At 73.4% G+C, this 11,991-nt stretch carries 11 protein-coding genes; 3 read left to right on the forward strand and 8 right to left on the reverse strand.

Going from position 1 to position 11,991, the window contains the following annotated elements; genetic code table 11:
- The coding region (locus tag IE182_RS23225) for a phosphoenolpyruvate carboxylase (protein ID WP_190111846.1) at nt 1–973 on the reverse strand (973 nt) is incomplete at its 3' end.
- A gap of 193 nt (nt 974–1,166) precedes the next feature.
- Between IE182_RS23225 and IE182_RS23230 the strand changes: the two genes are divergently transcribed.
- The gene (locus IE182_RS23230) at nt 1,167–2,135 is read left to right on the forward strand and encodes an acyl-CoA desaturase (protein WP_190111847.1); all 969 of its coding nucleotides are present in this window, start codon (nt 1,167–1,169) and stop codon (nt 2,133–2,135) included.
- A 62-nt stretch (nt 2,136–2,197) separates the two neighbouring features.
- The gene (locus IE182_RS23235; RefSeq protein WP_190111848.1) at nt 2,198–2,884 is read left to right on the forward strand and encodes a TetR/AcrR family transcriptional regulator; all 687 of its coding nucleotides are present in this window, start codon (nt 2,198–2,200) and stop codon (nt 2,882–2,884) included.
- 42 nt (nt 2,885–2,926) lie between these two features.
- Here IE182_RS23235 and IE182_RS23240 read toward each other — a convergent pair whose 3' ends face one another.
- A complete protein-coding gene (locus tag IE182_RS23240) occupies nt 2,927–3,793 on the reverse strand; it encodes a trans-aconitate 2-methyltransferase (protein ID WP_190111849.1) in 867 nt (288 codons plus the stop codon).
- A gap of 100 nt (nt 3,794–3,893) precedes the next feature.
- Here IE182_RS23240 and IE182_RS23245 point away from each other — a divergent pair, with 100 nt between their 5' ends.
- The gene (locus IE182_RS23245) at nt 3,894–4,391 is read left to right on the forward strand and encodes a MarR family winged helix-turn-helix transcriptional regulator (RefSeq protein ID WP_190111850.1); all 498 of its coding nucleotides are present in this window, start codon (nt 3,894–3,896) and stop codon (nt 4,389–4,391) included.
- On the opposite strand, the gene IE182_RS23250 is transcribed toward IE182_RS23245, so the two are convergent.
- The 6 genes from IE182_RS23250 to IE182_RS23275 form a co-directional block, all read right to left on the reverse strand.
- A complete protein-coding gene (locus IE182_RS23250) occupies nt 4,350–5,138 on the reverse strand; it encodes a response regulator transcription factor (protein WP_190111851.1) in 789 nt (262 codons plus the stop codon). The genes IE182_RS23245 and IE182_RS23250 overlap by 42 nt on opposite strands.
- Nucleotides 5,139–5,543: 405 nt before the next feature.
- Entirely contained in the window at nt 5,544–6,707 is a 1,164-nt protein-coding gene (galK, locus tag IE182_RS23255) for a galactokinase (protein ID WP_190111852.1), read from the reverse strand.
- Nucleotides 6,704–7,681: a UDP-glucose 4-epimerase GalE gene (galE, locus tag IE182_RS23260; RefSeq protein ID WP_190111853.1), complete on the reverse strand. Its 978-nt coding sequence runs from the start codon at nt 7,679–7,681 to the stop codon at nt 6,704–6,706. The genes galK and galE overlap by 4 nt, the downstream gene beginning before the upstream one ends.
- On the reverse strand, nt 7,678–8,724 hold the full coding sequence (galT, locus tag IE182_RS23265) for a galactose-1-phosphate uridylyltransferase (RefSeq protein WP_190111854.1): 1,047 nt from the start codon (nt 8,722–8,724) through the stop codon (nt 7,678–7,680). The genes galE and galT overlap by 4 nt, the downstream gene beginning before the upstream one ends.
- A gap of 324 nt (nt 8,725–9,048) precedes the next feature.
- A complete protein-coding gene (locus tag IE182_RS23270; protein WP_190111855.1) occupies nt 9,049–9,753 on the reverse strand; it encodes a response regulator transcription factor in 705 nt (234 codons plus the stop codon).
- 237 nt (nt 9,754–9,990) lie between these two features.
- Nucleotides 9,991–11,904, reverse strand: a complete 1,914-nt coding sequence (locus IE182_RS23275; protein WP_190111856.1) for an outer membrane protein assembly factor BamB family protein — start codon at nt 11,902–11,904, stop codon at nt 9,991–9,993.
- Nucleotides 11,905–11,991 lie beyond the last annotated feature (87 nt).

Below are 11,991 nucleotides of genomic sequence, written 5' to 3' on the forward strand. Positions count from 1 at the left end.
TCGCCTTCAGCCGGTACGGCTCCTCCGCGTTCAGCCGCTTGTACCGCGGACTGATCTCCGGCAACAGCTCCAGGTCCCGCTGCAGGGAGGTCAGGAGCTCCTCGGTCGCCCCGCTGTTGCGGATGGAGTTGGACAGGGCGCCGCGCAGCACGTCGACGAGTTCGAGGGCGTCGGTGATGCCGTGCTCGTGCTGCAGTATCAGCACGTCCCAGGTGACCTGGGGGGTGACGTTGGGGTTGCCGTCGCGGTCGCCGCCGATCCAGGTGCCGAAGGTCAGCGGGCGGGTGGCGGCGGGCAGCGGGACGCCGACGCGGTCGAGCTCGGCGGCGAGGTCCTCCAGGACGTCGCCGACGGCGTTCGCGTGCAGCTCGTCGAGGTAGTAGATCGCGTTGCGGGCCTCGTCGGTCGGCTCGGGGCGGGCCACGCGCAGCTCGTCGGTCTGCCAGAGCAGGTCGATGTTCTCCGCCAGCCGGACGTCGGTGCGGCGCTTGTCGCCGCTGCCGGTGGCGATGGTGTCCAGGAGCTCGGCGATGCGGCGGAGCTTGTTGAGGACGCTGCGCCGGGCCGCCTCGGTGGGGTGCGCGGTGAAGACCGGGCGCACGCCCAGGTGCTCGACGGTCTGCCGCAGGTGCTCCGGGTCGGCGTCCTTCAGCTCGTCGGCGGTGCGGGCGAGGATCGAGCCCTCGGCGTCGCGGCGGGCGCGCAGCTCGCGGCCGCGGTGCACCTGCTCGGTGACGTTGGCGAGGTGGAAGTAGGTCGAGAAGGCCCGGACGAGCTTGGCGGCGGTCTCCGGGTCGGTGGCGGCCAGCAGCTCGGCGGCGGCCTCGCCGTCCGTACGGGTCAGCGCCCGCACCCGTTCCACCAGATCGAGGAGCTCTTCCCCCTCCTGGCGGACCAGCGTCTCGCCGAGGAGATCACCGAGTCGGCGGATGTCGGCGCGCAGGGCGGCGTTGGTGTTGTCGGCACTGCTCACAGGTGCGGCTCCTTGCGGTGTTTCCGAGCACGTCTGGAGGGGTGGCGGACCGCGCTGTCCGACGCCCCCAGCATAGGTCGCCGCACGACGCGCGGTTGTCCACGGCCTCTTGCCGAGCCCCGGCGCCCTGCCATACTTACGAAGCCGTAGGTTACGGAACCGTAGCCATGCTCCGAGCCCCATGAGGGAACCCATGACTGCAAGCCCCGACGTGATCGAAGACGCGCCGAAGGCCCAGGAGACCCCGCTGCCCGCCGGCACGCTGGGCAGTGACAGCAAGCGTTCGATCGAGCAGATCACGCTGCTGCTCTTCATCATCGTTCCGTTCATCGCGTTGCTCGCGGCGGTCCCGCTGGCCTGGGGCTGGGGCGTGAGCTGGCTGGATCTGGGACTGCTGGTGGCGATGTACTACATCGGCTGCCACGGCATCACGATCGGCTTCCACCGCTACTTCACGCACGGTGCGTTCAAGGCGAAGCGGCCCCTGCGGATCGCCCTGGCGGTCATGGGCTCGCTGGCGGTGGAGGGGCCGCTGGTGCGCTGGGTGGCGGACCACCGCAAGCACCACAAGTTCTCGGACGCCGAGGGCGACCCGCACTCGCCGTGGCGGTACGGCGAGAGCGTGCCCGCGCTGCTGAAGGGCCTGTGGTGGGCCCATGTGGGCTGGATGTTCGACGAGGAGCAGACGCCGCAGCAGAAGTACGCGCCGGACCTGATCAAGGACCCGGACATCCGCCGGATCTCGCGCCAGTTCGTGCTGTGGACGACGGTGTCGCTGCTGGTGCCGCCGCTGGTCGGCGGGCTGGCGACGTGGTCGTGGCAGGGGGCCGTGACGGCGTTCTTCTGGGGTTCGCTGGTTCGGGTGGCGCTGCTGCACCACGTGACGTGGTCGATCAATTCGATCTGCCACGCCGTCGGCAAGCGCCCGTTCAAGTCGCGCGACCGTTCGGGCAACGTGTGGTGGCTGGCGGTGCTCTCGTGCGGTGAGTCGTGGCACAACCTCCACCACGCCGATCCGACGTCGGCGCGGCACGGCGTGCTCAAGGGGCAGCTGGATTCCAGCGCCCGGCTCATCCGCTGGTTCGAGAAGGCGGGCTGGGCGTACGACGTGCGCTGGCCGAACGCGGCCCGCATCGCGTCCCGGCGGCAGGACCGGGCGTGAGGATGAGGCCGGTGCCGCCCGGGGGTGCCCTCGGCGGTGGCCGGGGGAGGCATGATTGACAGGTGGCGATCGATAGCAATACCACCGGTGACAAGGACCTGCCCCCTAGCTCGGGGGGCAGGCGCTCGCGGCCCCGCCGGGTGCGGATGACCGGCGCCGAGCGCCGTGAGCAGCTGCTGGACATCGGTCGCACGCTCTTCGCCGAGCGGGGGTTCGAGGGCACCTCGGTGGAGGAGATCGCGGCGAAGGCCGGGGTGTCCAAGCCGGTGGTCTACGAGCACTTCGGCGGCAAGGAGGGGCTGTACGCGGTGGTCGTGGACCGCGAGATGCGGCAGCTGCTGGACATGGTGACGGGCGCCCTGACCGCCGGTCACCCGCGCGAGCTCCTCGAACAGGCGGCGTTCGCCCTGCTGGACTACATCGAGAAGTCCACGGACGGCTTCCGCATCCTCGTCCGCGACTCCCCCGTCGCCCAGTCGACGGGGACGTTCGCCTCGCTGATCAGCGACATCGCCACCCAGGTCGAGGACATCCTGGGGCTGGAGTTCAAGGCCCGCGGCTTCGATCCCAAGCTGGCCCCGCTCTACGCCCAGGCCCTGGTCGGCATGGTGGCGCTGACGGGCCAGTGGTGGCTGGACGTCCGCAAGCCGAAGAAGGCCGAGGTGGCGGCGCACCTGGTGAACCTGGCCTGGCACGGCCTGGACGGCCTGGAGCCGAAGCCCCGGCTGGTGGGGCACCGCCGCGCCTGACGGCGCAGCGGCGGCCTCCGGCCCCGCCACCGCCGGGCCCGCTCAGCCGGCCGTGCGGGCCACCGCGAACACGCGCCGGAAGGGGAAGAGCGTCCCGTCCGGGCGCGGGGGGTACGCCTCGCGGAGCAGGGCGCGGTAGGCGTCGAGGAATGCGGCCTCCGCGGCCGGGTCGCCGGCCAGGGCCGTCAGGACCGGGCGCAGGCCCGTGCCCCTGATCCAGTCGAGGACGGGGTCCTCGCCGGTCAGGACGTGGACGTACGTCGTCTCCCAGGCGTCCACCGTGCAGCCGAGGTCCATCAGCCGTTCGAGGTACTCGCCCGGCTGCAGGACGTCGACCGTGCGGCGCCCCGCCTCGTGGAGGCGATCGCGCCAGCGGGCCGAGGCGCACAGCTCGCGCAGCAGCACATGGCTGGGGGCGTCGCCGTTGCCGGGGACCTGCACGGCGAGGCTGCCGCCGGGAGTGAGGGCCCGCACCCAGGAGGGGAAGAGACGGGCGTGGCCGGGGACCCACTGCAGGGCGGCGTTGGAGACGATCAGGTCGAAGGGCTCGCCGGGGGTCCAGTCGGCGATGTCGGCGTGGACGAAGTCGACGTGTCCGCCGTAGGGCTCCTTGGCCAGGTGCGTGCGGGCCGCCCGCAGCATGGCGGGGGAATTGTCGTAGCCGGTGATGCGGGCGTCGGGCCAGCGCCCGGCGAGCAGCTTGGTGGCGTTGCCCGCACCGCAGCCGAGGTCGGCGATGCGCACGGGGCGGCCCCGGGCGGGCGGCTCGGGGATGCGGGCGAGCAGGTCGTGGAAGGGGCGGGTGCGGGGGCCGGAGTGGCGGAGGTACTGCTGCGGGTCCCAGACGGGACCGGTGGGCTTGCCTGCGTCGTGCGTCGTCCCTGTGTCGTGCGTCCCTGTGTCGTGCATGGCCGGGCCTCCCTGCGGGCGTGCGTCACCCTCAGGATCTCCACACGATTATCTTGACGTCAAGAGACTTCATGTCGACACACCCTCTACACTGATCGTCATGGAGGACGAGGTCGATCGACTGGTCGCAGCATGGCGCCGCGAGCGCCCCGACCTCGACGTGGAGCCGCTGGAGGTGCTCAGCCGGGTCAGCAGGCTCGCCCGGCACCTCGACCGTGCCCGGCGGATCGCCTTCGCCGAGCACGAGCTGGAGCCGTGGGAGTTCGACGTCCTCACCGCGCTGCGCCGCGCCGGGGCGCCCTACCAGCTCTCACCGGGGCAGCTGCTGACGCAGACCCTGGTCACCTCGGGCACCATGACCAACCGCATCGACCGGCTCACCAAGAAGGGCCTCGTCCAGCGGGAGCCCGACCCCAGCGACCGGCGCGGCGTGCTCGTCCGGCTGACCGCCGAGGGCCGGGACCGCGCCGACCAGGCGCTGGCCGGACTGCTGGCGCAGGAGCGCGCCATCCTCGCCGAGCTCTCCCCCACTCAGCGCGGCGAACTGGCCGGGTTGCTACGCCAGTTGACCGCCCCGTTCGATAACGTCCCCGGCTAGGTCCACCGGACCCACCCCGGCACGGCGCGCCAGCGCCACGGCGGCCAGCGTGGAGTGCACGCCGAGCTTGCCCAGGACGTTCTGCATGTGCGTGCGGACCGTGTGCGGGGAGAGGTAGAGGCGCTCGGCGACGGCCTTGCGCCCCAGCCCGGCCACCATGCAGCGCAGCACCTCGCGCTCGCGGGGGGTGAGCGACTCCACCAGCCGCTCGCTCTCCGTGCGGTGCTTGCGCGCGGCCGTCAGCTCCCGCAGGACGCCGGTCAGCAGCGCGGGTGGCAGGTGCGTCTCGTCCCGCAGGACACCCCGTATGACCGCCAGCAGGCGCGAGAGCGAGCAATCCTTGGCCACCCAGCCGCCGGCGCCCGCCTGCAGCGCCGCCGCGGCCCGCCGCGGGTCGTCGCGCTCGGCCAGCACCACCGTCCGCACGCCCGGATGACCCGAGCGCACCCTCGCCACCAGCGAGATGCCGTCCACCGTGCCCTCGCCCGGACCCGAGCCGTCCTGCCCGGAGCCCCGGAGCTGTCCCGGCACCTGAGGGACGTCCGGACCCACCGCGCCGAGGTCGGCGTCGATCAGCAGCACGTCGAAGCGCCGCCCCTCACCCGCCGCGCGCTCCAGTGCGCGCAGCGCCGCCGGCCCGCTGCCGGCCGCCGAGACGTCCACGTCCTGCTCGGCCGCGAGGGCGGCGGCGAGCGACTCGGCGAAGATGCGATGGTCATCGACCACCAATACCCGAATACGTGCCACAACCACCCCCATGTCCCGGTAGGCAAGGCAGTACGGGTACGGCGCCCGACCCGGGGCCGCCACGCGCGCACGGCCGCCGCCGTGCACTGACAACCAACCCCGCCCCGGGCGTCGTACCTGCCTGTCTCGCCCCCTGATCAGCGTCGGCCCCCACCGGCGCTGTGCATCAGCGTACGGGCGGGGTCCGGCAACGGAAGCCGATTGGCAAAACTGCCTGACCCGGGTGTTTATCGTGAGCTTTCTGTTCAGTATTGAGGCGGTGAACGACTCGGAACGACGCGATGTGGACGCCGCCCTGACCGAGGACCGGCCGGCCGCACCGCAGGGTCCGGCCGCACCGCAAGGTCCGGCCGTACCGCAAGGTCCGGCCGTACCGCAGGGTCCGGTCGTACGGCAGGGTCCGGCCTAGGCCACCCGGCCCGCGCCCTGCGCGGGGGTCACCGCGACGATGCGCGGCGCGCGGTGGCCGGCGGCCGCGAAGGCGCCGGCCACCGCCGCGCGCACCGTCTCCTCCGCCGCCGCCTCGGCGAGCACCACGGCCGAGCCGCCGAAGCCCGCGCCCGTCATGCGGGCGCCGAGGGCTCCCGCCCCGGTCGCCGCCGCGACCACCAGGTCGAGCTCCGGGCAGGAGACGCCGAAGTCGTCGCGGAGCGAGGCGTGCCCGGCCGTCAGCACCGCGCCCGTGGCCCGCGCCGCGCCCGCCTCCAGGAGCGCGGCCACCTCCTCGACGCGGTGGTTCTCCGTGACGACGTGCCGCACCAGCCCCCGCAGCCCGGCCGTCCGCGGGTCGGCCGCCAACTCCTCAAGGGCCCCGGGCAATTGCGCGTGCGCGACGTCGCGCAGGGCGCGCACCCCGAGTGCACGCGCGGCCGACTCGCAGCCCGCGCGCCGCTGCGCATACGCGCCCGCTCCCACCTCGTGCCGGACCCGTGTGTCGACCACCAGGAGGCGAAGGCCGTGCGCCGCCGGGTCGAAGGGGACCTGCCGCTGCGTGAGGTGCCGGGTGTCCAGGTGCAGGACGTGGCCGTCCCTGCAGCAGGCGGACGCGGTCTGGTCCATCAGCCCGCAGGGGACGCCGGCGAAGACGTTCTCCGCCCGCTGCGCCAGCCGGGCCAGGGCGGGGCGGGAGAGCCCCGCGCCGCAGAGGCCGTCGAGCGCCAGGGCCGTGGCGACCTCCAGCGCGGCGGACGACGAGAGGCCGGCGCCCGCCGGAACGTCGCTCTCCACGTGCAGGTCGGCGCCCGGTACGTCGTGGCCCGCCTCGCGCAGGGCCCACAGGACCCCGGCGGGGTAGGCGGCCCAGCCCCGCACCCCGCCCGGCACGAGGTCGTCCGGCCGCACCTCGACGACGCCGCCCGGCGCCCCGGCGGAGTGCAGGCGCAGCCGCCCGTCGGTGCGGGCGCGGGCCGCCACCCAGGTCCGGTGGGGCAGCGCGAACGGCATCACGAAGCCCTCGTTGACGTCGGTGTACTCACCGATGAGGTTGACGCGGCCGGGCGCCGCCCAGACCCCGTCGCAGGTCGCTGCATGGGCCGCACGGAAGGCCCGTGCGGCCCGCGCGGCGCTCACCCGTCCGTCCGGCCCCGACGGGCGAACGCCCAGGCGTCCTCGATGATCCCGGCCAGGTCGCAGCGGTGCGGCTGCCAGCCGAGCAGCTCCCCGGCGCGGGCGGCGGAGGCGACGAGCACGGCCGGGTCGCCGGGGCGGCGGGCTGCGGACACCTCGGGGATCGCGTGTCCGGTGACCTTGCGGGCGGTCTCGACGACCTCGCGGACGGAGAAGCCGTTGCCGTTGCCGAGGTTGCAGATCAGGTGCTCGCCGGGGCGGGCGGCGCCCAGGGCGAGCAGGTGGGCGTCGGCGAGGTCGGCGACGTGGAGGTAGTCGCGGACGCACGTGCCGTCGGGGGTCGGGTAGTCGTCGCCGTAGACGTTGATCGCTTCGCGCTCGCCGAGCGCGACCTGCAGCACCAGCGGGATCAGGTGCGTCTCGTGCGTGTGCCGTTCGCCGTACCGTCCGTACGCCCCGGCGACGTTGAAGTAGCGCAGCGAGACGGCGGCCAGGCCGTGGGCCGCGCACTCGCCCGCGATCATGTGGTCGACGGCCAGCTTGGTGGCGCCGTAGGGGTTGGTGGGCGCGGTCGGGGCGTCCTCGGTGATGGGGACGGTGGCGGGCTCGCCGTAGGTGGCGGCGGTGGACGAGAAGACGAGGGTGCGCACGCCGGCGTCCCGCATGGCGGCGAGCAGTTCCACGGTGCCGCCGACGTTGTTGCGCCAGTAGCTGTCGGGGTCCTCGACCGACTGGCCCACCTGCGAGAACGCGGCGAAGTGCAGGACGGCGTCGTACCGGTCGTCGAGCCACCGGGCGGCTTCCTGGACGCGGCCCTCGATGAAGCGGGCGCCGTCGGGGACGGCGTCGCGGTGTCCGGTCGACAGGTCGTCGAGGACTCTCACCTCGTGGCCGGCGGCCAGCAGGTGCGCGGTGACGACACTCCCGATGTATCCGGCGCCGCCCGTGACCAGGAACCTGCCGGTGCTGCTGCTCATGAACTGGCCACCTCTCGCAATCGCATCGCCGCGGTCTCGGGCGGCACGTCGTTGATGAACACCTTCATGCTGGATTCCGAACCGGCGAGGTACTTCAACTTTCCTGCAGTGCGGCGGATGGTGAAGAGTTCGAGGTGCAGGGCGAATTCACCTCTGAGGGGGTGGCGGGCGGGTGCCTGGTGCCAGGCGGAGATGTAGGGCGTGGGCGGCTCACCGGGGCCGAAGATCCTGTCGAACCGCCGCAAGAGTTCCAGATAGACCTGTGGGAAGTCTGTGCGGGCGGCGTCGTCGAGGGCGGGCAGGTCGGGCACCCGCCGCCGGGGGTGGAGGTGGACCTCGTACGGCCAGCGGGCCGCGTAGGGCACGAAGGCGGTCCAGTGCGCGCTCTCCAGGACGATCCGGCGGCCGTCGGCCCGCTCGTCGGCCACGAGGTCGTCGAAGAGGTTCCGGCCGTGCGTGCGCGTGCGGTGGGCGGCGACGGAGGCGAGCATGCGCTCGGTGCGCGGGGTGACGAAGGGGTAGGCGTAGATCTGGCCGTGCGGGTGGCCGAGCGTGACGCCTGTCTCGGGGCCGCGGTTCTCGAAGCAGAACACCTGCTCGACGCCGGGCAGGGCGGCCAGCTCGGCGGTCCGGTCGGTCCAGGCGGCGAGGACGAGGGCGGCACGGCCGGGGTCGAGGCCGGCGAAGGAGGCGTCGTGGTCGTCGGTGAAGCAGACGACCTCGCAGCGGCCGCGGTCGCCGCTGAGCGAGGGGAAACGATTCTCGAAGACGACGACCTCGTAGTCCGCCGCCGGAACCTCGGTGAGCCGGCCGCCGCGGGAGGGGCACAGCGGGCACTGGCCGGGCGGCGGGTGGTACGTGCGGGACTGGCGGTGGGAGGCGATGACGACGTCGTCACCGAGGAGCCGGTCGTGACGGATCTCGCTGACGGGCTCGCCCTGCTGCAGGGGCCGCAGGTCGGGGGCGCCGCGCACGGCGTCGTCCCGCGCGTCGTAGTAGAACAACTCGCGGCCGTCCGCGAGACGGGTCACCGTCTTCTTCACGGGCGGATCTTTCCCCGCCTCGCCCGTGGCCGAACCGCGGCGGGACCGCGGCGCGGTGCGGGGCCGCCGTACGGGGCCCGGACCGACTCCCGCAGGGCCGGGCCGGGGGACAAAGCTCGGGAGCCGGGGCTTTCTCCGCCTCGCCCCTCGCCGAACCGCGGCGGGGGCCGCCGTGCGGGGCAGCGAGCGGGGCCCGGAACGGTACCCCGGGCGGCCGGGGCCGCAGGCCGCGGGGCCCGCCGGCCGGTGGGGCGGCGCCCCGACGGGTCGGCGCGGCCGGGCGGTCTCCGCCCCCGGTCCGGGCCGCCGGCAGGGCCCGGTGGGCTACGGGCGGGGTGGGCCCGGTTGGGGGGGCACGGGGGTGTTGCCCGTGGCGCGGTCCAGGAGGCCCGTGCGGGCTGCGAGGGCTGCCGCCTCCAGGCGCGAGCCGACCCCGAGCTTCATCAGGACGCGCTGGACGTGCGTGCGGGCCGTGCTGGGCGCTATCCCCATGCCGGCCGCGATCAGCCGAGTGTCCTCGCCCTCGGCGACCCGGACCAGGACCTCGACCTCCCGCGGGGTCAGCAGCTGCAGCAGCCGGGCGCCCTCGTCGTCGGGCTGGGCCGCCGGGTTGAGCAGCTCGGCGAAGGCGCCCTGCAGCAGCTGCGGGTCCACCGCGGCCTCGCCCGCACGGGCCTTCATCATGGCGCGCTCGACGCCCTCGATCCGTTCGTTGTGGCGGACGTAGCCCGAGGCGCCGGCGGCGAACGCAGCCGCGATGCCCAGCGGGCTCGGCACCGGCCCCAGCACGACGACCGCCACCTGCGGGCGGTCCCGCTTGATCCGGACGACGGGGTCGAAGGCTCCCGGCTCGGCCGGGGTCGCCGTGCCCAGCAGGCACACCTCGGGGGCGCGGCTGATGACCAGCTCGGCCGCCCCCGCACTCGGCGCGGCCGCGGCCAGTACGCGGTGGCCGCGCAACTTCAGTGCCGAGGCAAGGGCCTCGGCCAGCAGTCGATGGTCGTCGACCACCATGAGCCGCACGCCCATGCGCTACCCCCCTGTCGCCCGCTGCCGCCCTCTGCCGCCCGCGCAGGTCGTCCCCGGCACCCTCTTGCCCGGGAAGCTACACGCTTGTTCGACGTTCCGCGCCCCTTACCGGTGAGAAGTCCCCCGGAATGCCGAAATCCCTGTCAATCACGTGTACTTCGAGACTGAAACGGATCGTTCAGGCATGCACGCGTGATGGACAGGGATACGGCCGGAGCGCTCCTCAAATGATCACTATCAGCTGCCGCCGAAGATCATGACCGCGTACTCCTTGCCGAAGCTCACCGAGCTGGGCTTGTTGGCGTAGCTGCTGCCCATGTACAGCCGGCCCTGGGACCACAGGGCCCGGTGAAGGCCGGGCGTGAGCCTGCGCTCGCTGTCGGCCGTGTTGGCCGGATTCTTCAGCAGTACATCGGTCTTGAACGACTTGGGATCGATCCGTACCACCTTGCCACCCGCCTTGTAGGTGGGCTCCTGGTAGGCGATGGGGTAGCCGTCCTTGTCGACGCCCAGCGGGAGCAGCGAGGAACCGGGGACGCCCTCGGCCTTCCCCTTGGACTCGCCGGTGGCCAGGTCGAAGCCGACGATCTCGTTGACGCGGCCCACCTGCTGGGCGTTGCCGCTCGCGTGCTCCTCCGAGGGGAGGTAGAGCGTGTCCTTGGTGATGGCCAGTTTCGTGCAGCCCTCGACGTCCGTGGACGGACACTTCGGCTGGAACTTGCCGTTGCCCGTGGAGATCTTGGAGAGCAGCTTGCCTTCCTTGCCGCTGTCGTCGACCGCCATGAAGTCGGAGGCGGAGCTGCCCGTGTTGTCGCCGGCGTCCAGCGCGATCACCAGCGGGTCGGTGGAGGCCACGTGCACCCACTTGAGACCGGCCGGCACCTTGAAGACCGACTTGACCGCGCCCGTCTCCGGATTGAGGGTCTGCACCTGCATCTGGGGCCGCGAGTAGTCGCCGCAGCGGCGCACGGCGACGAGCTTGGTGCCGCCGCCGTAGCCGTCGTCCCGGCAGTCCTCGCCGGGCTTGGGCTTCCACAGCTCCTTGCCGTCGGCGATCGCCCACGCGGCACCGCCGCTGGTGCCGCCCGCGGCGACGGTGCCGCCGCCGACGGTGACCGAGTTGAAGCGGACGTCCTGGTCACCGGCCTTGGCGGACTTCTGCCAGAGCTTCTCGCCCTTGTTGAGGTCGAGGGCGACGACCTGGCTGCAGGGGCCGCCGTACTTCTTGTCGGCGCTGGGCTTGCCGTCCTTGACGAGCACGGCGGTCTTGCCGTCCGCCGTCACGTGCGGGGAGGCCCAGCAGATCTCGCCGTCGAGCGGGATCTCCCACTTCTGGCCGCCGGACAGGCCGTAGCCGACGATCTTGTACACGTCGACCTTGGCGAAGACCTGGTCGGTGGTCCACAGGCCCTTGACGCTGACGAGGTCGTCGACCTTGGGCTGGTCGACGCTGAACAGCAGCTTGGCGTCGACGGGCTGGGGCGCCGGCTTGCCGCCCTCGGCGCCGCCCTGCTTGCCGGTGTCCTGGCCGCTGGCGGCGTTGCCCTTGTCGTCGCTCTTGCCGTCGTCCTTGGTGGCGAACCAGACGCCGCCGCCGATCACGAGCACCGCTGCCACGGCGCCGCCGATGATGGCCATCATGCGCTGCTTGGCCTTGCCGCCGCCGGGTCCACCGGGGCCGCCGGGGCCACCGGCGGGCGCACCGCCGGGGAACTGGCCGGGAGGCGGCGGGTACATGCCGGGCTGCGGAGGCTGAACGGCGCCGAACGCCTGGGTGGGCATGTACGACTGTGCGGCGTTGCCCGGCGCGGGCGCTCCCGGGTAGCCGTAGCCGGCCGGCGGCGGGCTCTGCGGAGCTCCCGGCGGGGGCGGCGGGCTCTGCGGAGCTCCCGGTGGGGGCGGCGGGGTCTGGGGGGCGCCGACGGGCGGCGGGGTCTGCGGGTAGCCGTACGCCGCGCCGGCCGCGGGCGGGCCGGGCGGGGGCGGGGCCTGGGGGTAGCCGTAGGCCGGGGCGCCCGCGGGCCCGGCGGGGGGCTGGGCGGGCGGCGGTGCGCCGAAGCCGGGGGGCGGGTCCTGTGGCGCGCCGAAGCCTCCGCCCGGCTGGGCCGGCGGGCCCTGCGGCGGCTGGGGTGGCTGGGGCGGCTGTGACATCGCTTTCCTCTTTACGCGCGGGTCCAGGGCTTGAAAGGGCTTGAACCGCATAAATCCGGCCACTGTGCGGCAGGCGAGCGGGTGTTC

This window comes from Streptomyces cinnamoneus (assembly GCF_014650495.1).
Lineage (GTDB): Bacteria > Actinomycetota > Actinomycetes > Streptomycetales > Streptomycetaceae > Streptomyces > Streptomyces cinnamoneus.